Annotated in this window: 14 protein-coding genes and 5 pseudogenes; 7 read left to right on the top strand and 12 right to left on the bottom strand. The window is 71.3% G+C overall.

Annotated features, from left to right (window positions below):
• Positions 1-327: 327 nt before the first annotated feature.
• The 3 genes and pseudogenes from Pflav_RS47720 (at position 328) to Pflav_RS37245 (ending at position 3,606) form a co-directional block, all read left to right on the top strand.
• A pseudogene (locus Pflav_RS47720) lies at positions 328-1,964 on the top strand (PspC domain-containing protein).
• The gene (locus tag Pflav_RS46695) at positions 1,961-2,323 is read left to right on the top strand and encodes a hypothetical protein (RefSeq protein ID WP_232072354.1); all 363 of its coding nucleotides are present in this window, start codon (positions 1,961-1,963) and stop codon (positions 2,321-2,323) included. Before Pflav_RS47720 ends, Pflav_RS46695 begins: the two are co-directional and overlap by 4 nt.
• 78 nt (positions 2,324-2,401) lie before the next feature.
• A pseudogene (locus tag Pflav_RS37245) lies at positions 2,402-3,606 on the top strand (phosphatidylserine decarboxylase).
• Between the two features lie 78 nt (positions 3,607-3,684).
• Here Pflav_RS37245 and Pflav_RS37240 read toward each other — a convergent pair.
• The 3 genes and pseudogenes from Pflav_RS37240 to Pflav_RS37230 all read right to left on the bottom strand — a co-directional run bounded on the left by Pflav_RS37240 (position 3,685) and on the right by Pflav_RS37230 (position 6,655).
• A pseudogene (locus Pflav_RS37240) lies at positions 3,685-4,562 on the bottom strand (CDP-alcohol phosphatidyltransferase family protein).
• Positions 4,563-4,800: 238 nt separating this feature from the next.
• Positions 4,801-5,700, bottom strand: coding sequence for an NUDIX hydrolase (locus Pflav_RS37235; RefSeq protein WP_173041318.1), 900 nt, complete (start codon positions 5,698-5,700; stop codon positions 4,801-4,803).
• Positions 5,701-5,710: 10 nt separating this feature from the next.
• Complete coding sequence (locus Pflav_RS37230) at positions 5,711-6,655, bottom strand: NUDIX domain-containing protein (protein ID WP_173041317.1); 945 nt, start codon at positions 6,653-6,655, stop codon at positions 5,711-5,713.
• 144 nt (positions 6,656-6,799) lie between these two features.
• On the opposite strand from Pflav_RS37230, the gene Pflav_RS37225 reads away from it, so the two are divergent.
• Positions 6,800-7,051, top strand: coding sequence for a PspC domain-containing protein (locus Pflav_RS37225; RefSeq protein WP_173041316.1), 252 nt, complete (start codon positions 6,800-6,802; stop codon positions 7,049-7,051).
• Here the strand turns inward: Pflav_RS37225 and guaA are convergent.
• Together guaA and Pflav_RS37215 are read right to left on the bottom strand one after the other, a co-directional pair.
• Positions 7,052-8,605, bottom strand: a pseudogene (gene guaA / locus Pflav_RS37220) (glutamine-hydrolyzing GMP synthase).
• An 11-nt stretch (positions 8,606-8,616) separates the two neighbouring features.
• Positions 8,617-10,299 (bottom strand): FAD-dependent oxidoreductase, encoded by a 1,683-nt coding sequence (locus Pflav_RS37215; RefSeq protein ID WP_173041315.1) that lies wholly within the window; start codon positions 10,297-10,299, stop codon positions 8,617-8,619.
• A 65-nt stretch (positions 10,300-10,364) separates the two neighbouring features.
• Here Pflav_RS37215 and Pflav_RS37210 point away from each other — a divergent pair, with 65 nt between their 5' ends.
• Entirely contained in the window at positions 10,365-11,474 is a 1,110-nt protein-coding gene (locus tag Pflav_RS37210) for an LCP family protein (protein ID WP_173041314.1), read from the top strand.
• On the opposite strand, the gene Pflav_RS37205 is transcribed toward Pflav_RS37210, so the two are convergent.
• From Pflav_RS37205 to guaB, 3 genes are all read right to left on the bottom strand, one after another.
• Positions 11,475-12,911: a M1 family metallopeptidase gene (locus Pflav_RS37205; protein ID WP_232072352.1), complete on the bottom strand. Its 1,437-nt coding sequence runs from the start codon at positions 12,909-12,911 to the stop codon at positions 11,475-11,477.
• 108 nt (positions 12,912-13,019) lie between these two features.
• On the bottom strand, positions 13,020-14,138 hold the full coding sequence (locus tag Pflav_RS37200) for a GuaB3 family IMP dehydrogenase-related protein (protein WP_173041313.1): 1,119 nt from the start codon (positions 14,136-14,138) through the stop codon (positions 13,020-13,022).
• Between the two features lie 9 nt (positions 14,139-14,147).
• Positions 14,148-15,641 carry an IMP dehydrogenase gene (gene guaB / locus Pflav_RS37195; protein WP_232072350.1) on the bottom strand — a complete coding sequence of 498 codons (1,494 nt, stop codon included), beginning with the start codon at positions 15,639-15,641 and terminating at the stop codon, positions 14,148-14,150.
• 150 nt (positions 15,642-15,791) lie between these two features.
• Here guaB and Pflav_RS37190 point away from each other — a divergent pair, with 150 nt between their 5' ends.
• Complete coding sequence (locus Pflav_RS37190) at positions 15,792-16,193, top strand: DUF5319 domain-containing protein (protein WP_180201294.1); 402 nt, start codon at positions 15,792-15,794, stop codon at positions 16,191-16,193.
• 15 nt (positions 16,194-16,208) lie between these two features.
• Here the strand turns inward: Pflav_RS37190 and Pflav_RS47715 are convergent.
• Positions 16,209-17,077 (bottom strand): annotated as a pseudogene (locus Pflav_RS47715) (response regulator transcription factor).
• A 170-nt stretch (positions 17,078-17,247) separates the two neighbouring features.
• On the opposite strand from Pflav_RS47715, the gene Pflav_RS37175 reads away from it, so the two are divergent.
• A complete protein-coding gene (locus Pflav_RS37175) occupies positions 17,248-17,646 on the top strand; it encodes a WhiB family transcriptional regulator (RefSeq protein ID WP_173041311.1) in 399 nt (132 codons plus the stop codon).
• Here the strand turns inward: Pflav_RS37175 and Pflav_RS37170 are convergent.
• The 3 genes from Pflav_RS37170 to groES form a co-directional block, all read right to left on the bottom strand.
• Complete coding sequence (locus Pflav_RS37170) at positions 17,609-19,111, bottom strand: molybdopterin-dependent oxidoreductase (protein WP_173041310.1); 1,503 nt, start codon at positions 19,109-19,111, stop codon at positions 17,609-17,611. The genes Pflav_RS37175 and Pflav_RS37170 overlap by 38 nt on opposite strands.
• Positions 19,112-19,220: 109 nt before the next feature.
• Entirely contained in the window at positions 19,221-20,876 is a 1,656-nt protein-coding gene (gene groL / locus Pflav_RS37165) for a chaperonin GroEL (RefSeq protein ID WP_173041309.1), read from the bottom strand.
• A gap of 72 nt (positions 20,877-20,948) precedes the next feature.
• Entirely contained in the window at positions 20,949-21,263 is a 315-nt protein-coding gene (groES, locus tag Pflav_RS37160) for a co-chaperone GroES (RefSeq protein ID WP_089012574.1), read from the bottom strand.
• Positions 21,264-21,334 lie beyond the last annotated feature (71 nt).

The raw sequence follows: 21,334 nt of genomic DNA, 5'->3' as shown, positions 1-21,334 counted from the left end.
GGTGCGGCAGCGGCGAGGATCGAAAGCATGACGGATGAAGGTGCCCAGGCCCGCCGACCGGAGGGCGAAGACACGACCCAGCCCTCGCCCGCGACGCCCGCGCCTTCGGATGCCGGAGCCTCAGCGGGTGCCGGCTCCGTGGCAGGCGACGAGCCTACCGCTGAGGTGCGGCACGACGAGCCCACCGCCGACGTGCGGGCCGACGAGCCCACCGCTGAGGTGCGGCACGACGAGCCGACCGCGGAGGTGCGGGCCGACGAGCCGACCGCCGAGGTGCGGGCCGACGAGCCGGCGGGGGACGCGCGGCCGGAGGAGCCGACGACCGAGATGCCGGCGTCCGACCGGTGGGCGGCCGATCCCACGCTTCAGGACACGCCCGTGGGCGGCGGGTCCGCGGCGGCCGAGAAGGAGCCGACGAAGCGCGAGGCGGGTGCGGCCGCACCACCACGGGGTGGTCACCGGCCGCCGCCTCCGCCACCCGGTGCCGGCGCACCGCCGCCACCGCCGCCGACCAGCGAAGACCCGAGCATGGCCTTCACCTCGCGGTACGGGCTGGTCCGCCCGCGCCAGGGCCGCTACGTCGCCGGCGTCTGTGCGGCGATCGGCCGGGCCACCAACACCGATCCGGTGCTGTGGCGGGTGCTCTTCGCCGTGCTGGGCTTCTTCGGCGGCATCGGCATCCTCGTCTACCTCGCCGGCTGGCTCGTCATCCCAGCCGAGGGCGACACCGCCTCGCCGGTGGAGTCGATGCTGGGCCGCGGCCGGTCGAGCATGTCACCGGTCATGGTGATCGTGCTCGGCGTCGTGGTCGTGCTGATGTTCGGTCTGATCGTTACGGACGGCTTCCGGGCAGTAGTGCTGGGCGCCGCGGTGCTCATCGGTGGGGCACTGCTGCTCAACCGGAAGCCCGGCCGCTCCGCCCCGGCGGCACCCAGCGGGGGTGAGGTGCCGTTCGGGGCGGGGCGGCCGTGGCAGCCAGCCGCGCCGCCATACCCGTACCCGTACCCGCCGGCAGCGGGTCCCGGCCGGCCGGCTCACTCCGGGCCATACCCGACAACGGCCACGTTCCCCGCAGCTCCGCCACCCCCACGCCCGTCATCGGCACCGCCGCCGGTGCCCCCGACCCCTCCGGTGCCGCCAATGCAGCCTCCCAGCCCACCTAGCCCACCGCCGATGTCTCCGCGTCCGCCGCACCGGTCGGGCCCGCCCTTCCCGCCGGCCCCACCAATGCCGCCGCGGGGACCTACCGCCCGCCGTTCGCACCGCACGGGCCGTACGCCGGGCACGGTCCCTATCCTCCCGGCTACGGCGCGCCGCCGGCCGTACCGCCCAGGCCGCCGAAGCCACCCAAGGAGCGCTCTCCGCTCGGCACCGCGACGTTCTCGCTGATCTTCGTGGCGCTCGGCCTGGTCGCGATGCTCGACCTGACCAACCTGATCCACATCAAGCCGTCCACGTACTTCTTCGGCGTGCTCGTCACGGTCGGGCTCGGCCTGCTGGTCGGGACCTGGTTCGGCCGGGGCCGGTGGCTGATCGCGCTCGGCTTCATCGCCGCGGCCGCACTCGGCATATCGACGATCGCCGAGAGCCAGGTCGGCCGGTACGAGTCCTCGGGCAGCGACGTCGTCTGGCAGCCGCGCGCCGCGCAGACCATGGCCGAGCGGTACGAGCACAACTTCGGCAGCGCGGTCCTCGACCTGTCCAAGGTGGACTTCACCGGTCAGGACGAGACGATCATGGTGCACGTGAGCTTCGGTGACCTCAAGGTGATCGTGCCGCCCAATGTGGACACCACAGTGCACGCCGAGGTGACCGCGGGCGACGCGCACATCTTCGAAAACAAGAGCGGCGGCATCCAGGCCTCGCCCGGTGAGATCACCGACCTCGGCCCCGACGGCGAGGGCGGCGGCAAGCTCAACATCACCATCAAGGTCAACGCTGGCTCCGCGGAGGTACACCGATGAAGCCGCACCGTACCGACAGCGTCTCCCTGACGTTCGCCCTCCTCTTCCTGGCCATCGCCGCCTGGTGGTTCATCGCCCAGCTCCTCGACCTGTCGCTGCCGGCCGTGGGTTGGTTTGTGGCCGGAGCGCTGATCTTCCTCGGCGTGCTGGGCCTGATGGGCGCGCTCCGCTCCGGCAAGAGCGAGCCACCGCCACCGGCCGAGCCAACGCCGGAGCCAGCGATCGCACCGGTCAGCGGCCTCCCCGCCGAGCTGCACGCCGACATCGTGCGGGAGCTGCTGGCCGGGCCGCAGACGCCGTACCTGCCGCCGGTCAGCGGGGTTCCGGAGACCACCAAGCGCGACAGCACCTCGGACTGACGGCAGCCACTCCCTTCAGGGCGTCCCGCGCGTGCGGGACGCCCTGATTGCGTCAGGAATGCCGCCTATGCTGAGCGCGTGACGCAGACCCGTATCGCCGCCCGCGCCGCGCGCGCCCTCGCCACCGAGCTGGCCCGGCACAACGGACCCAAGTCCGGCCTCGTCGTCGGCGCACACGGACGCTCCGCCACACTGGCCGCCGCCATCGAAGGCATGCTGCCCGGCGACACGCTCACTGTCGTGCCGGCGAGGCCCTCCGCGGCCGGCGCCCTCCGCGACCACGTCGAGGCGCAGAGCCGGTGGGTGGCCGAGCGGGTCCGTGTCGCGGACTCGCTCGCCGAGGCGGACCCGGCCGACGTGGTGATCGTCGCCGAGCCGATCGAGGGTTCCGCCGAGGAGGCCCGGACGACGGTCGAGGGCCTCACCAAGTACCTGGTCGAGGGCGGCGTGCTGTCGGTGGCCACCGGGATCACCGGGGGCGCGGCGGCCGAGCTCGACCGACAGGCGGCGCTCTTCGGTGTCGGATCCGACCTGGTCGTGCGCAACAACCCGCCGCTCCGGGTGCACCGGCTCCGCTTCACCGCGGCCGACTCGGCACTGGCCGGGCACGTCGCGCCCGCGTACCGGCCGTCGAGCGTGCCGCTGACCCGCACCATGCACATCGACTCCAATGGCGTGGCCGCCGCCGGCATCGCGCTCGGCCTCGCCGCGCTCACCCGGATCGCCCGCCCGAAGTCGCGGCTGTGGCTGGTGCCGGCGCTGGCCGCCGCGCCGGTGGCCGCATTCTTCCGCGACCCACAGCGCGACGTGCCGGAGGACCGGTCGGCGATCGTGGCGGCCAGCGACGGCAAGGTGCTCTCCGTCGAGCGGGTGCGCGACGACAGGTTCGGGCCGGACGAGTTCCTGCGGGTGGCGGTCTTCCTGTCGGTGCTCGACGTGCACGTAAACCGCGCGCCGGTCGCCGGCCGGGTGGTCGACTACTTCGTGACCGACGGCGGCTTCGCCCCGGCGATGCGGCCGGCGGCCGAGCACAACGTCGCGGCGTACACGGTGCTGGACACGGAGCACGGCACGGTGGTGGTGGCCCAGCGGACCGGCCTCGTGGCCCGCCGGATCGTACAGCGCGCCCCGGTAGGTGCCCTGCTAGCAAAAGGCGAACGCTTCGGCCTAATCAGGTTCGGCTCAAGAACAGACATCTACCTGCCAGCAGGTGCCGCCAACCCGCTGGTGGCCCCGGCGACAAAGTATTGGGCGGCACGTCAGTAATAGCCCGCTGGACCTGATTCACTCCCGCAGTTGATCAGGGACTTGGTGGGCGAGCCGCGCGGCGTGTCGCTCCACAAAGTCCCTGATCAACTTGGCTAAGACGCGGCGTGGCGGTGGCGGAGCCAGAGCACTGGGCCGCTGGCCAGATAGCCGGCCACGATCACGGCGAAGGTCAGCCGCGGGTCGACAAGCGCGCCCACGACCGGCAGCAGCCACAGCCACGGCGGCAGCTTGATCAGGCGGGCGATCTTGGCGTAGGGAAAGCTGGACACCATCGCGAACGCCAGCAGCGCCACGCCGGCGAGCTGGGCCACACCGGGCATGGGCAGCTCGATCAGCACACCCACGGCGAGCACGGCCGCGACCATCGTGGTGGGCACGCCGCAGAAGAAGCGGCCGTCCTTGGGCGAGACGTTGAAGCGGGCCAGCCGGATCGCCGCGCATCCAGCCACCAGCGTGCAGCCCGCAGCGGCGGCCGCCGTGGGCACGGTCCCGGCCAGCGACGCGTACACCACGACGGGCGCGGCGAGGCCGAACGAGCACATGTCGGCGAGCGAGTCCATCTGCGCGCCAAACGGGCTGACCACGCCGAAGCGGCGGGCAAGCGCGCCGTCGAGGCCGTCGAACGCCACACAGGCGATGAGGCACAAAGCGGCGGTGCGCACGTCGCCCTGCATGGCCAGGAAGATCGCGAGCAGGCCGAGCGTAAGGCTGCTGAGCGTGCAGGCGTTGACGATTACGAACTTCGCCCGCCGGGCGGGTGTGTGCTCACCCGGAAGCAGTGGGATCGCACCGCCGCTGACGGCCGCCCCGCGGGAGCCGGGCTCACCGGCAGAAGCGACTCGATCTCGCCGTCGACCACCGACTCGAAGGGGTCCGGCACGACAACGGCGGACCCGGCACTCGACTCCGACCGGCGACGGCCGACGCGGACCAGCAGCACCTGCCGGGCGAACGAGCCGCCGCGGCGCAAACGCCCTGCCCAGCGACGCCCTCCAGGGCGTGGACTGTCCGTCGCACGACGTCGGCGCCAAGGGGCTCTCGGCACGTATCCCTCCATGACCGGATCGGTTTGCCCGCCGCCTCGACGGCCGCCCGGTCGCATGCGGCCTACACCATCGCACAGTCGGGCTGGCTTGGCGATAGCCGTACGAAAGTCGCGAAGCGAACCCCAGGTAGGCCCGCCCGCAAAAATTTCGCAGCCTCACATTCTAGCCGCCGCCACCCAAACCGGTCGCCAACCGCGAGACTCCGGCCGCGGCCACATTGGTCATCGGGAGCGCTGCGGCCTCAACCGGCGAAAACCACTCAGCCCTCGCCGTGGAGCCGCCGGCCGCCTCGGTCACGCGCGCCTCGGTGGGTGCGCCGACCCGTACCCGGAAGATCGCCCACACGGCATGCCAGTCGATCGGGTAGCCCTCCGGCCCCAGCGCCTGTGGGTTGTGCACGTGGTTTACGTCGAGCAGGTCGGTGACCTCCCCGACCTGATCGGCCTCCTCGGCCAGCTCGCGCAAAAGGGCGGTGACCGGCTGCTCCCCGTGGTCGATGCCGCCGCCGGGCAGGTGCCACTTTCCGGCGCCCGGGTACCCCTCGGCGATCAGCGTGAGCAGCACGCGGCCCGCGGGGTCGGTCGCCAGGCCGTACGCCGCGAAGCGCTGGCCACGAGCCGGACGCGGCTCGGCCGGCAGCACCGGGCGTGCCGGCGCGGGAACGGTGACCGGCTCCGGGGGCAGCCCCAGCAGCTCGGCCGTGAACGGCATCAGCACCAGTCCGGGCAGATCCGCCAGCGGAATCCAGGCGGCCAGGTCGGTGCTGCCGTCCGGCTCGTTGCGCAGTGTCCCGCCGCGCACGGCCACGTCGTAGATCACGCGGTCCGTGTGGCTGCCCCACAGGACGTCGGAAACGGCCGCCCTGAGCCCGGTGACCACCACGGTCAGGCCGGTCTCCTCGGCGATCTCACGCACCACCGCGTCGGCCGGGTGCTCGCCGTGGTCCAGCCCGCCGCCCGGCATCTGCCAGAAGCCGGGCAGATCGGCGGCCGGCGACCCGCGAGCCATCAGGACCCGCCCGTCGGGGTCGCGGCACACCCCGTAAGCCGCGATCCGCCTCATCTGAGCGAGCTTAGAGCTGGGCCGCGCGCATCGCCTCGGCAGTCACCTCGGTGAGCTCGTGCGCCGCCAGCGAGTACAGCTCGTCGCGGCCGAACCAGCGGGCCTCGGACGTCGAGCCGCCCACGTCACCCACGGTGGGCGGGGCCGGCGCCTCGACCACCACCCGGTAGAACGCGCGCACGCCATGCCAGTCGATCGGGTAGCCCTCCGGGCCGAGTGAGGCGGCGTCGCGGTGACTCGCCACGCCCAGCAGCTCGACAAGGCGCCCGGCCTGCCCGGTCTCCTCCAGCAGCTCGCGGATCAGCGCCGCGCCGGGCTGCTCGCCGTAGTCGGTGCCGCCGCCGGGCAGGTGCCAGCAACCGGCCCCCGGGTAGCCGTCGGCGACCTTGGTCAGCAGCACGCGGCCCGCCGGGTCGGTCGCCACCGCGTACGCCGCGAAGCGCTGCGCCCGGTGCAGCCCGTCCGGGCCGGGCACCGCGTAGAACGACGGAAAGTCGGGCGCCTCGTCCGGCCGAGGCTCGACAGTTTCCGCGGGCAGGCCCAGCGCGCTCGCGGTGAACCGCCGCAGCGGCAGTCTCTCGGCCGCGTCGAGGCTGTGCCAGCGGGCCAGGTCGGTGGGCTGGCCGACGCGGTCGCAGAGGGTGCCGCCGCGCACGGTCACGTCGTAAATCAGCCGATCGGTGTGGATCGTGATGCCCCGATGCGGGAGCGCTCGCATGTCGGCGAACACGTCACGTAGCCCGGTCACGCTCACCGAGAGGCCGGTCTCCGCGGCGGTCTCGCGAACCACCGTGTGGTTGGGATCCTCACCGTGGTCGACAGCGCCGCCGGGCAGGGACCAGACCCCGGGTGTACCGGAGCGTGACGAGGCGCGCACGAGCAGCACCTGACCATCGGAATCGGACACCACGGCATAGGCCGCGATCCTGCGTAGCGGCTCAAGCGCGGGGGTCACAGAGGGGCATTCTTCCCGAATGAGGTGACAAGTCTGTGACCACAGTCAGATTGCTGACAGATGAGCACCTATCCGGGAGGTATCAGGGTGCGCATCCGGGCGCTCACCGAGGTCGCCGACCGGCCCGGCGCGGACCGTAGAAGCATGACCGAGAACCCTCCCTACAAGCAGCTCAGGCGGCCCACCACCGACCGCATCATCGCGGGCGTGGCGAGCGGCCTCGGCCGTTACTTCAACGTCGACCCGGTGCTCGTTCGCGTGATCTTCGCGGTCGCGGTGGTGCTCAGCGCTGGGCTGGCCGCAGTCGCGTACCCGGTGATGTGGTTTCTGATGCCAGAAGAGCCCGCGGACGCGCCCGCCTGGCCCGTGCATCCCCCGACCGGACCGAGCGCCTAGCTACTCCCACTCGATCGTGCCCGGGGCTTGCTGGTCACGTCCAGCACCACGCGGTTGACCTCGGGCACCTCGTTGGTGATGCGGGTGGAGATCCGGGCGATCACGTCGTACGGCAGGCGGGACCAGTCGGCCGTCATCGCGTCTTCGCTGGAGACCGGGCGCAGGACGACCGGGTGGCCGTACGTCCGGCCATCGCCCTGCACCCCTACCGACCGCACGTCGGCGAGCAGGACGACCGGAAGCTGCCAGACATCGCGATCGAGCCCCGCCGCGGTGAGCTCCTCGCGGGCGATCAGGTCCGCGGCGCGCAGCACGGCAAGCCGATCGGCCGAGACGGCGCCGATGATCCGAATCGCCAGCCCCGGCCCGGGAACGGGTGCCGCCACACCATCGCCTCGGGCAGCCCGAGCGAGAGTCCCAGCTGCCGAACCTCATCCTTGAAAAGCGTCCGCAGCGGCTCGACCAGCGAAAACTTAAGGTCGTCCGGCAGGCCACCCACGTTGTGATGCGACTTGATGTTGGCGGTACCGGTGCCGCCCCGGACTCCACGACGTCGGGGTAGAGCGTCCCCTGTACCAGGAACTCGACGTCGCCCGCCGCCGCGACCTCCCGCGCGGCGGCCTCGAACACCCGGATGAACTCGCGTCCGATGATCTTGCGCTTCGATTCCGGGTCGGTTACCCCGTCGAGCGCGGTGAGGAAGCGGTCGGCGGCGTCGACGACCTTGAGCTTGATGCCGGTCGCCGCCACGTAGTCCTGCTCCACCTGCTCGGCCTCGCCCGCGCGCAGCAGCCCGTGGTCGACGAAGACGCAGGTGAGCTGGTCGCCGACGGCCTTGTGAACGAGGGCGGCGGCCACAGCGCTGTCGACACCGCCGGAGAGCCCGCAGATGACCTCCTTGTCACCCACCGCCTCCCGGATCGCGGCCACCTGGTCGTCGATGATGTTGCCCATCGTCCAGGTCGGCTCGATGCCGGCGATGTCGTACAGGAAGCGGGCCAGCATTGCCTGACCGTGCGCGGTGTGCGCCACCTCCGGGTGGAACTGCACGCCCGCCCGCCGGCCAGCCAGGTCTTCGAAGGCGGCCACGGGCGCGCCCGGCGACCCGGCGGTCACCGCGAAGCCGGCCGGCGCCTCGGTCACGCAGTCACCGTGACTCATCCAGACCGACAGCTCGGCGGGCAGGTCGCGGAGCATTACGCCGGCGTCGGGGCGGGCGGCCAGCGTCGTACCGCCGAACTCGCGCTGGCCAGTGTGCGCCACCGTGCCGCCCAGCGCCTGCGCCATCGCCTGGAAGCCGTAGCAGATGCCGAAGACCGGCACGCCCGCGTCGAAGAGCTTGGCGTCGACCTGCGGCGCGCCCGGCTCGTACACGCTGGAGGGCCCGCCGGACAGGATGATTGCCGCCGGGTCCTTGGCCAGCATCTCGGCGACCGGCATCGAGTGCGGAACGATCTCCGAGTAGACCTTCGCCTCACGCACCCGTCGGGCGATCAGCTGGGCGTACTGGGCCCCGAAGTCGACAACCAGTACCGGACGCGGCGGTGTGCTCATGCGCCCAAAGCCTACCGGCGGAGTGCGGCTGGGGCGTGCGGCGGCACGGCGGGTGTCACCGGCGCCACTGGCGCGAGCCGCTCGTACGCCAAGCCGAGCGGCGGGCGCGGGTCCTCCTCGCCCTTGTTCGGCCAGAAGGACATCGCCCGCTCGGCCTGCGCGGTGATGGTCAGCGACGGGTTGACGCCCAGGTTGGCGGCCACCGCCGCGCCGTCGACCACGTGCAGGCCCGGGTGGCCAAAGATACGGTGATAGCCGTCCACGACCCCGTCCTCGGGCGTGGCCCCGATCGCCGCGCCGCCGAGGATGTGGGCGGTCATCGGCACGTTGAACGCATCGGTGATCGCCCCGCCGGGCAGGCCGCCGATCTCCTCGGCGAGCATCCGCACCGCCTCGTTTCCGGCCGGGATCCAGGTCGGGTTGGGCGCGCCGTGCCCCTGGGTCGTGCGGAGCTGGCCGCGCTTGTACCGCGTGGTCAGCGAGTTGTCGTGCGACTGCATGACCAGAGCGATCACGGTACGGCTGGACCAGTCGCGCACGGAGAGCAGCCGCAGGTACGTGAGCGGGTGCGCCACCATCGTGCCCAGCCACCGCAGCGGCCGGCGTGGCCCGCCGTCGACAAGCGCGGACTGGAGGAAACCCATCACGTTCGAGCCACGGCCGTAGCGCACCGGCTCGATGTGGGTGTGCTCGTCCGGGTGGAACGAGCTGGTGATCGCCACGCCCTCGGTGAAGTCGAGCCCGCGCCGCCGCGCCGCCGGCCGCTGCACGCCGGCGCCGAGGATGGCCTCGGAGTTGGTCCGGGTCAGCGCGCCCACGCGGTCCGACAGTCGGGGCAGCGTGCCGGCGGCCTTCATCGCGTGCAGCAGCCGCTGGGTGCCGAGCGCCCCGGCCGCGAAGATCACCTGGTCCGCCTCGAAGACCCGCCGCCCCCGGCTCGGCCAGGCACCGGTGCGTACCGTCTCGACCCGGTAGCCCGAGCCGGACGGCCGTACCGCGGCCGCGGTGGTCAGCGGGTGCACCTCGACGCCCAGCCGCTCGGCCAGCCAGAGGTAGTTCTTGACCAGCGTGTTCTTCGCGCCGTGGCGGCAGCCGGTCATGCACGAGCCGCAGTGCAGGCAGCCGGTGCGCTCCGGCCCGGCACCACCGAAGTACGGGTCGGCGACCTTCTCACCCGGCCGTCCGATGTGTACGCCGACCGGCGTGGAGTGGAACGTGTGCCCGGCTCCCATCCGCTCGGCCACCGCGCGCATCGCCCGGTCCGCCGCGGTGTCGTGGGGGTACGTGGTAACGCCGAGCATCCGCTTCGCCTGGTCGTAGTGCGGGGCCAGCTCGGCCCGCCAGTCGGTGATGCCGCGCCACTGAGGATCGTCGTAGAACGCGGGCAGCGGCTCGTAGAGGGTGTTGGCGTAGTTGAGCGAACCGCCACCGACCCCGGCGCCGGAGAGCACCAGTACGCCCGCGCCCGCCTGCCCGCCCGCCGAGCGGAGCAGCGTGATCCGCTGGATGCCGAAGCAGCCCAGCTTGGGCGCCCAGAGGAAGCGGCGGGCGCGCCACGAGGTCTGCGGAAACTCGTCGTCCGCGAAGCGCCGCCCCGCCTCCAGCACCGCGACCGAGTAACCCTTTTCAGCCAGTCGCAGCGCCGCGACGCTCCCGCCGAAGCCCGACCCGATCACGACGACGTCATACCGCATGGCGCTTATCCTTACTCGCCGGTAGCTGGCACACCAGAGCACTGACCGGGCACGATGGCCACTCTATGACTCGGCGACGTTGGATCATGCTTGGCGCGGCCGCGCTGGCCGCGGTTGTGGTGCTGGGCGGCGCCACGGTGGCCGTGATCTATGGGCTGCGCGACCGGTACCGGGTGCCGACCGCTGAACTCTTCGGCACGCCCACGCCGTTGATCTCTCTTTCGCCCACGCCAAGCCCCACCCCGCCGCCGCCCGGCACCGACATCACCGGGCCGCTCAACCTGCTGATCGTCGGCGTCGACACCCGCGAGGACGACCCGACCTGGGAGCCGCACGCGGATGCGGTGACGATCCTGCATGTACCGCGCGGGCTGAAGACGGCCTACATGTTCTCGCTCCCCCGGGACCTCGTCGTCGACATCCCGAAGTTCCCCAAGTCCGGCTACCGGGGCGGGCACACGAAGCTCACGCACGCGATGAGCGAAGGCGCCCGGCGGGGCGACGCGAAGCCCAGCGTCGCGCAGGGGTTCCAGCTGCTGGCGCAGACGGTCAGCGGGTACACCGGGATCAAGCGGTTCGACGCGGGTGCGGTGCTGACCTTCACCGGCTTCCGGAAGCTTGTGGACGCGCTCGGCGGCGTGGACATCTACGTCGACCAGCGCACCCCGTCACAGCACCTGCGGCCGGACGGGCGAGGCCGCGCGCCGGGCGGCGGGCCGGCCGGCTACGGCGGCCCCCAGATGGTGTACGAGGTGGGCATGCGCCACCTCGTCGGCTGGCAGGCGCTCGACTTCTCGCGGCAGCGCTACCTGCCCGGCGGCGACTACACCCGGCAGCGGCACCACCAGCAGCTGATCCGGGCCGTACTGGCCAAGGCGTTCAGCCTCGACGTCGGCCGCAACCCGCTGGAGGTCGACCGGGTGCTGCGCGCGCTCGGCCAGACGCTGACGTTCGACGGGCGGGGCCGGCCGGCGATCGACTACGCGTACGCGCTCAGCGGCCTGCGCCCCGAGGCGCTCAGGCTCGTCACGCTTCCCGGCGGCGGCGTGGGCCGCGGGTCCGGGTACCGGGGCGAACAGCTCTCCGCGGAGAGCCGCAAGTTCATCTCCGAGCTGGTGGCCGGCCGGGCGGACGCGTACCTGCGCGCCCACCCGGCACTGGTGGTCCGCCGGTAACTACCGAGGAATCGGCGGCGCGGTGTCGCCGACCAGCCAGTCGTCGAAGAGGCTGTCCAGGGACTCGCCCGAGACCCGCTCCGCGACCGCGATGAACTCGGCGGTGGTGGCGTTGCCGTTGCGCTTCTCCGCGGTCCAGGTCTTGAGGATGCGGAAGAAGTCGTCGTCGCCGACCTTCAGCCGCAGGGCCTGCACCGCGAGCGCGCCGCGCTTGTACACCGCCTGGCCGAACAGTCCGGCCTTGCCGGGGTCCGCGGTCGGCTTGCGCCAGTCCATCTTGTCGTACTCCTGCTGGAAGCTCTCCCGCACCGAGAGCCCACCGCTCTCCTCGGTCCACAGCCACTCGGCGTAGCTGGCGAAGCCCTCGTTGAGCCAGATGTCCCGCCACTGCGCGATCGAGACGCTGTCGCCGAACCACTGGTGGGCCAGCTCATGCGCGACAACCTCGGTGAACGGGCCCTGGCTGAAGAAGACGCCGCCGTAAACCGGCCGGGACTGGGTCTCCAGCGCGTACCGGATGCGCTCGTCGTCGACCACCACGCCGCCGTACGCCTCGAACGGGTACGGGCCGAACTGGGTCTCCAGGAAGTCGGCGATCCGGGTGGTCTGCGCCATCGCCTGCTCCGCCGAGCCGCCCCGGGCGAGCGTCGACTGGATCGCGGTCACGACCGGCTTGCCCTTGTGCTCGCCGGTCTCCACCCGAAACTTGCCGACCACCAGGAAGGCCAGGTAACTGGCCATCGGCACCTTCTCCGACCACTTCCACGTGGTCCAGCCGTCGGCGTCGGTGCTGCCGCCGGGTACGCCGTTGCTGAACGCGCTCAGCCCGTCCGGCACGGTCGCCTCGACCTCGTACGTGGCCTTGTCGATCGGGTGGTCGTTGACCGGAAACCAGCTGCTCGCCGACTCGGGCTGGCCGAGCGCGATCGCGCCGTCGTCGGTGTGCAGGAAGCCGCCCTCGCCGAAGTCCGGGCTCTGGATCGCCTGCGGCTTGCCCGAATACCCGATCTCGACAGTGAACTCGGCGTCCTTGATGATCCCGTCGGACGGCGTGATCACCAGCTCGGCGTCTTTCCGCTTGTCGCTCGCATTGGTGCCGTTGACCTTCACCGAGTCGACCGAGAGCCCGACGAAGTCGAGGTTGAAGCTGGACAGGTCTTCCGTGGCGGCCGCTGTGATCGTGGCGGTACCGGTGAGCGCGTCCGTGCGCGGGTCGTACTTCACCACGAGGCGGTAGTTGCGCACGTCGTAGCCGCCGTTGCCGTACGTCGGGAAGTACGGGTCGCCGACGCCGTCCTTCCCGGCCTGGAATTCGGGCTTGGTGGCCAGCGGCGACTCCGGACCGGGGGACGGAGACGGTGACGGGTCGGAGCCGGTGCAGCCGCCGGCGACCAGCGCCACGACGGCCGTGGCGGCGGCCAGGATCCTGCGTTTCACGTAGGGAGCGTCCTCTCTCGCGCCGAAAGCGACAAGAAAGTTGTTCCGGAGCTGGTCGTCGCGTCGCGGGCACGCGACGCGACGACCAGCGACAAAGATGGAGTATCGCTACCTATCAAGAACCAAGCCGACCCGCTGGAACTCCTTGACGTCGCGGTAGCCGCACTTGGCCATTGCCCGCTTGAGCCCGCCGAAGAGGTTGAGCTGCCCGTCCGGCTCGTCGGCCGGCCCGTACAGCACCTTTTCCATGCTGCCCAGAGGCTCGCCGGCCACACCGAACGCGCCCCGCGGCAGCTTCGGGTGGCTGGCGGCCGAGTGCCACCACGCGCCCATCCCCGGTGCCTCCTCGCAGAGCGAGAGCGGCTCGCCGAGCATCACCGCGTCGGCACCGCAGCCGAGCGCCTTGGCGATGTCGCCCGAGGTCTGGATGTCACCGTCGGCGATCAGGTGCACGTACCGCCCGCCGGTCTCGTCGAGGTAGTCGCGCCGGGCCGCGGCGGCGTCGGCGATCGCCGTGGCCATCGGGACCCGGATGCCGAGCACGGTGTCCGTAGTGGACCACTCGTCGGCGCCCACGCCCACGATCACGCCGGCCGCACCGGTGCGCATGAGGTGCAGCGCGGTCTTGTAGTCGGTGCAGCCACCCGCGATCACCGGCAGGTCGAGGTCGGCGATGAACTCCTTGAGGTTGAGCGGCTCGTCAGTCGTGGAGACGTGCTCCGCCGAGACAAGCGTGCCCTGGATGACCAGGATGTCGACGCCCGCGTCGAGGATCACCGGAGCGAGCGCGAGGGTGTGCTGCGGCGACACGCGCACGGCGACGGTCACGCCGCCCTCGCGGATCGCGCGCACCCGCTCGGCGATCAGGTCCGGGCGGATCGGCTCGGCGTACACCTCCTGAAGACGCCGCGTCGCGGGCGCCTCCTCGTCGAGCGTGGACAGCTCCTCGAGGATCTTCGTCGGGTTCTCGTAGCGGGTCCACAGGCCCTCGACGTTGAGCACGCCGAGGCCGCCTTGGCGGCCAAGGGCAACGGCCGTCGCCGGGCTCATGGTGGCATCCGACGGATGCGCCACGCATGGGATTTCAAAGGGGTACGCGTCGAGCTGCCAGGCCGTGGACACGTCGTCGACGTCCCGCGTACGGCGGCTCGGCACGATCGCAATGTCGTCGAGGTGGTATCCGCGCTGCGCGGTCTTTCCCAACCCGATCTCGACCACGTCACGCACGGGTCGCTCCTATCGCGTGTGGTAGTTGGGCGCCTCGACGGTCATCTGGATGTCGTGCGGGTGGCTCTCCTTGAGCCCGGCCGCGGTGATCCGGATGAGCTGGCCACGGCGGTGCAGCTCGGTGATGCTCTCCGCGCCGACATACCCCATGGCCAGCCGGAGGCCGCCGATGAGCTGGTGGGCGACCTGGGACAGCGGCCCGCGGTAGGGCACCTGGCCCTCGACGCCCTCGGGCACCAGCTTTTCCTCGCTGAGCACGTCGTCCTGGAAGTAGCGGTCCTTGGAGTAGGACCGGGCCTGCCCACGCGACTGCATCGCGCCGAGCGACCCCATCCCCCGGTATGCCTTGAACTGCTTGCCGTTGATGAAGAGCAACTCGCCCGGGCTCTCCTCGCAGCCGGCGAGCAGGCTGCCGAGCATCACCGTGTCCGCGCCGGCCACGAGGGCCTTCGCGATGTCGCCGGAGTACTGGATGCCGCCGTCCGCGATCACCGGAACGCCGGCCGGGCGGCAGGCCCGAGTAGCCTCCATCACGGCGGTGATCTGCGGCACGCCCACGCCGGCCACCACCCGCGTGGTGCAGATGGCGCCCGGCCCGACACCCACCTTGACCGCGTCGGCACCCGCCTCGACCAGCGCCTTCGCCCCCGCGTACGTCGCCACGTTGCCACCCACCACGTCGACCGTGGTGTCTTTCTTCAGCCGGGCGACCATCTCCAGCACGGCCCGCTGGTGACCGTGCGCGGTGTCGACGATGAGCACGTCGACGGCGGCGTCGACCAGCGCGCGGGCCCGCTTGTACGCGTCTTCGCCCACGCCGACCGCCGCGGCGACCCGCAGCCGGCCGGCCGGGTCCTTGGTGGCGTCCGGGTACTGCTCGCTCTTGGTGAAGTCCTTGACCGTGATCAGCCCGCGCAGCCGGCCAGCCTCGTCGACGATCGGCAGCTTCTCCACCTTGTGCTGGCGCAGCAGGGCGAGCGCCTCGTCCTTGGAGACCCCGACCCGCGCGGTGACCAGCGGCATCCGGGTCATGATCTCGCGCACCGGGGTGTTGCCGTCGGTCACGAACCGCATGTCGCGGTTGGTGACGATGCCGACCAGCGTGCCGTTGGCGTCGGTGACCGGCGCACCGGAGATCCGGTAACGCCCGCAGAGGGCGTCGACGTCTCGCAGCGTGTCGTCCGGGCTACAGGTGATCGGGTTGGTCACCATGCCCGCCTCGGAGCGCTTGACCTGGTCGACCTGGAGCGCCTGGTCTTCGATCGAGAGGTTGCGGTGCAGCACGCCCAGGCCGCCCTGGCGAGCCATCGCGATGGCCATCCGCGCCTCGGTCACCGTGTCCATCGGGCTCGACATCAGCGGAATCGCCACGCTGACGTTGCGGCTCACCTGGGTCGCGGTGTGCACCTGGCTCGGGATGATCTCAGACTCGGCGGGCTGGAGCAGCACATCGTCAAAGGTCAGCCCGATCGGCACAGTCTCAGCGGCGGGCAGGTTATCCACAATTGAGTCCTCTCGGTGACGCGATGGTTCATCGTACCCATCTGTGGGCTCGCCCTTCCGCGCCGACCGGCGGCTCGACGGATCACAACTGGGGTACGCCGGCAGACGCGCGGCACACGCGGAGAGCTGGGTTGCGACTACGGTGGAGGGGTGCAGCACGACGAGCCGATCGACCCGTTCAACGGCGATCCCGCTGACCCGTCCGCGGGGCTGGAGGACCTCGGTGAGGACCCCCAGCTCGACCCGCTGTCCGACGCTGAGCGGCAGGACGTGCTGGAGGACTTGGCTGACCTCGAAATCTATCAGGCTCTGCTGAGCCCCATCGGCATCCGTGGGCTCGTGATCGAGTGCGAAGACTGCCATGAGCCGCACTACTTCGACTGGGACCTGCTCCGGGGTAACCTGCGCCACCTGCTCAACTCGGGGCGTCCCCGGGTGCACGAGCCGGCGTATGACCCGGATCCCGACCACTACGTGACCTGGGAGTATGCGCGGGGCTACGCGGACGGTGTGCACGACACCCTGTCCGAGGGCTCCGACGACGACTCCTGATCCGCCCCGCCGCGGTCACGCGACGAGGCCGGCCCGAAAACCCGCGGCGACTGCGTGCGCCCGGTCGCGGGCGCCAAGCTTGCGAAACAGCCGCCGGGCGTGGGTCTTGACCGTGTCCTCGGAGACGAATAGCTCGCGCCCGATCTCCGCGTTGCTCTTGCCGTCGGCCATGCCGCGCAGGACCTGTAGCTCGCGCTCGGTCAGCGTCATGCGCCGGGCCACTACCTCGGGCCGGTCGCCGGTGCGCGGACCGACCCGCCAGCTCGGGCCGGTGTTCGGGCTCGCGCCGGGCGGCCGGCCGGGCCCACCTGGGCCCACGTCGAGCTGGTCGCCGCGCTGCACCGGCACCATCGAGGGCTGCGGGGTACGCGACAGCGGGCCGTTCGCCGGCAGGGCGACGGCGGCACCGCCCGCGTTGTCGGCGGGCAGCGCCGGGTCGGCGGCGGGCTCACCGGCCACCGCCACCGCCTCGCCGGACCGCGACACCGCAGGCCGGGCGGCGGCCGGGCGGGCGGCTTCGGGCAGGCAGAGCAGCAGCGCCTTGGCGACGATGCTCACCAGGTCGTGGTCACCGCCACCGCGCAGCACGCCACGGGCGCCGGCGGCGATGGTGGCAGCCGCCACGCGGGGTCTTCGGCGCCGAAGAGGATGATCACCGCCCCGGGCGCCCGCATCAAGGCCCGCCGGGTGAAGCCGACGCTGTCCCGCCTGGTCAGCGTGGTATCCGCGAGGATTATGTCGGCGGGGCGCTCGGCCAGCCGAAGTAAGGCTTCGGTCTCCGATACGGCGGTTCGCACGGCGCCGCTCATCCCGAGACGGGCAGCGGCGGACGCGACGGTTTGCGCCGCGAGCGGTGTCCGGACACACACGAGGACGGTACGCACTGTGATCCTCCTCTTCCTCTGAGGAGGAGACCACGGAACCAAGTGATCATTACGGGCTTTCGGACTAAAGAAGTTGAAAGTTCCCGACAGAAGACACGCCGGTTTCCCTACGGGCGCACGCGGGTAATTCGTGGTTCGCGTGGCCGGAGCGGCCCGTGGGAGGAGTGCCGATGTCCAACGTGAGCAGACTGCCCGGTCCCATCGCCGACATCTGGGACTGGCAGCGGCTGGGCGCCTGCCGGGGTAGAGACAGCGCGCAGTTCTTCCACCCCGACGGTGAGCGCGGCTCGTCGCGCAACCGTCGTGAGGCAAAGGCGAAGTCCTTCTGCCACTCGTGTCCGGTACGCGCGGAGTGTGCCGCGCACGCGCTGGCGGTCCGTGAGCCGTACGGCGTGTGGGGCGGCTTCAGCGAGTCCGAGCGGCTGCGGCTGCTCGCCGTCGGCTGGGAGGACCTGGCCGACCGGCACCAGGCCCGGGTCGACGTGGCCCGCCTTGAAGCGCGACTTGGCCGGCCGCACAAGGCCGTGCCGGCTATCCCACCTCAACGTCGACCGAGTGCCAGCCAGTAGCGCCGTCCGGGGCCGGTGGCCGCTCCTCCTCCGTCTGCACATAGCCGGTCGCGTCCGTGGCGCGTACCTGTAGCCGGTGCTTGCCTGACGTCGCCTCCCAACGCCAGGACCACTGCACCCACGTGTCGATCGACACCGAACGGGCCAGGGTCGCCTCCTGCCACGGCCCGCCGTCGACCCGTACCTCCACCTTGCGGATGCCGCGGTGCTGCGCCCAGGCCACCCCGGCGACGGTCACCGGGCCGGCGGAGAGGTTGTTGCGCGAGCGGGGCGTGTCGATCCGGGACTCGGTCTTGATCGGCCCTTGAGCGGACCAGCCGCGCGGCACCCAGTACGCGTCGAAGTCGGCGAAGCTGGTCAGCTCCAGCTCGGTGATCCACTTACAGGCGGACACGTAGCCGTACAGCCCAGGGACCACCATCCGCGCCGGGAAGCCGTGCTGGATCGGGAGCGGCTCGCCGTTCATCCCGACCGCCAGCAGGGCGTCCCGGCCGTCGAGGAGTACCGCGGTGGGCGTGCCACAGGTCCAGCCGTCGGCCGAGCGCCCTACGACCTGGTCGGCACCCTCCAGCGGCTGGGCCTCTTCGAGCAGCTCCTTCAGCGGTACGCCCAGCCAGCGCGCGTTGCCGATGAGGTCGCCGCCCACCTCGTTGGAGACGCAGGCGAGCGTCACGTACCGCTCGACCATCGGCCGGGCCAGCAGCTGGTCGAAGGTGAGCGTGACCGGGTTGCGTACCCGGCCGTGGATCCGCAGCGTCCAGGACGCCGGGTCGACCTGCGGCAGTACGAGCGCGGTGTCGATGCGGTAGAAGTCGCGGTTCGAGGTGACGTACGGCGCGAGCTGGGTGAGGCTGAGGTCCGATCCGCTGGGCACGGCCGGCGCGGGGCTGGCCGGGACCGGCAGCCGCACCGCCCTGCGCGCCTCCGTCACAGTCCGCCGGGTGGCCAGCCAGCGACCGCCCAGCCCGCTCACGGCCGCGACACCGGCCACCACGGCCACGTTCGTAAGGAAGCGGCGGCGGTCAGCGGAGTCGCCCGGCTCAGCCGGGCCGGCGAGAAGGCGCCAGAGCACCAGACCGGCCACCGCGGCGCCGAGCAACGACGGCACAGCGGCTCCCGCGCCGGCGTCCGGCCTCGTCACGGCCGCCGCGACGCCGACCAGGCCGAAGATGGCGATGCCGGCCACGCCGAACCAGATGTTGCGGACCGCCAGCCAGCCGATCAGCGCGGCGAACGCGGCGAGCAGCACCACCGTGCCGACCAGGAGAGCGGTCTTGTCGTGGGTGCCGAAGACATCGATGGCGAACTGCTTGAGCGGTTCAGGCACGTGATCTACGACGACCCCGCCGACCGCCACAAGCGGTGCCGAGCGGGCGCCCGTGAACACCGCCACGAACTCCGCCAGCCCAAGGGCCACCGCGGCGGCGACGACCCCCGCCAGGGCTCCGCGCACGCCGTTTCGCATGGGCCCAAGTCTGCCGCGCCGCTTGCGGTCGTGCGGAGCCTCGTAAGCCCTCCGTAACAAGCGGAGGGGGCCCGTAGGCCCCCTCCGTGGTGTCCCGGTGGATCAGAGATCAGAAACCAGGTCCGTGCTGGTGGCCGTGCCCGTGGCCGTGGCCACCGGCCGGCGCCGGCTCCGCCTTCTCCGGCTTCTCCACGATCAGGCTCTCGGTGGTGAGCAGGAGCCCGGCGATCGAGGAGGCGTTGGTGACGGCGTTGCGGGTCACCTTGACCGGGTCGATGATGCCGGACTTGACCAGGTCGACGTACTGACCAATGGCCGCGTCGAGGCCGAAGCCCCAGTCGTTGCTCCGCACCTTGTTGACCACGACGTAGCCATCGTGGCCGGCATTCTGAGCGATCCAGCGCAGCGGCTCGTCGAGCGCCTTGCGGACGATCGAGACACCGACGAGCTCGTCGGCGGTGACCGCGTTGCCGGCGAAGTCGAGCCCGCCGTCGAGCATCGGGGCCACCTGCGCCAGCGCGGCGCCGCCGCCCGGCACGGTACCTTCCTCGACCGCGGCCTTGGTCGCCGAGATGGCGTCCTCAATGCGGTGCTTGCGCTCCTTCAGCTCGACCTCGGTCGCGCCGCCGGCCTTGATCACCGCGATGCCGCCGGAGAGCTTGGCCAGCCGCTCGGCCAGCTTCTCCCGGTCCCAGTCGGAGTCCGTAGCCTCGATCTCCTTGCGGATCTGGGAGACCCGGTCGGTCACCTCGGCGTCGTTGCCGCCGCCCTCGATGACCGTGGTGTTGTCCTTGTCGACGACGATGCGCCGAGCGGTGCCCAGCACCTCCAGGCCGACCGAGTCGAGCTTGTACCCGAGCTCGGGCGCGACCACCTCACCGCCGGTGAGGATGGCCATGTCCTGGAGCATCGCCTTGCGGCGGTCGCCGAAGCCGGGGGCCTTGACCGCGCAGACCTTGAAGGTCTTGCGGATCGCGTTGACCACCAGCGTGGCCAGCGCCTGGCCCTCGACATCCTCCGCGATGATCAGGAGCGGCTTGCTGGCCTGGAGCACCTTCTCCAGGAGCGGCAGCAGCTCCTCCACCGAGGAGATCTTCTGCGTCGTGATCAGCACGTACGCGTCTTCGAGCACCGCTTCCTGCGCGTCCGGGTCGGTCACGAAGTGCGGCGAGATGAAGCCCTTGTCGAACTGGAGGCCCTCGGTGACCTCAAGCTCGGTGGCGAGGGTGGAGCCCTCCTCGACGGTGATGACACCGTCGCGGCCGACCTTCTCCATCGCCTCGGCGATCAGGTCGCCGATCGTGGCGTCCTGCGCCGAGATCGTGGCGACGTGGGCGATGGACTGCTTGTCGGCGACCTCGATCGCCTTGCCCAGCAGCGCCTTCGACACGGCCTCCGCGGCGGCGTCGATGCCGCGCTTGAGGCCGGCCGGGTTGGCGCCGGCGGCCACGTTGCGCAGGCCCTCACGCACCATGGCCTGGGCGAGCACGGTCGCGGTGGTGGTCCCGTCGCCGGCGACGTCGTTGGTCTTCGTCGCCACCTCCTTGACCAGCTGCGCGCCAAGATTCTGGTACGGGTTGGTGAGCTCGATCTCCTTGGCGATCGTCACACCGTCGTTCGTGATCGTCGGAGCGCCGAACCTCTTGTCCAGCACGACGTTGCGCCCGCGCGGGCCGAGAGTGACCTTGACCGCGTCCGCCAGCGCGTTGACACCGTGCTCAAGCTGATGCCGGGCGTTGTCCGAGAAACTCAGGATCTTCGCCATCTATGTCCCTTCAAAGCGCCAGCGCCCCGGACCGCGTGGTGCCGGCCCGGGGCGATGTCAGCGATCAGTCAGTCACTTCTCGATGACAGCGAGGACGTCGCGGGCGGAGAGCACCAGGTACTCCTCGCCGGCGTACTTGACCTCGGTGCCGCCGTACTTCGAGTAGATGACCGTGTCGCCGACCTTGACGTCAACCGGGATCCGGTTGCCCTTGTCGTCGACGCGGCCGGGGCCGACAGCGAGGACGGTGCCCTCCTGCGGCTTCTCCTTGGCGGTGTCGGGGATCACGATGCCCGACGCCGTGGTGGTCTCAGCCTCATTCGCCTGGACCAGAATCCGGTCCTCGAGCGGCTTGATCGCAACCTTGGTCGCGGTAGTCACGGGCATACCCTCCTGGGGTACTTGTCTGGTAGCTATCCGGATCGCTCCGGACGGCGGTAATACTGCTGCCTCATGCC

This window comes from Phytohabitans flavus, assembly GCF_011764545.1.
GTDB lineage: Bacteria > Actinomycetota > Actinomycetes > Mycobacteriales > Micromonosporaceae > Phytohabitans > Phytohabitans flavus.
Note: the sequence above shows the minus strand (reverse complement) of the source record. Positions and strands in the feature narration are given on the sequence as shown.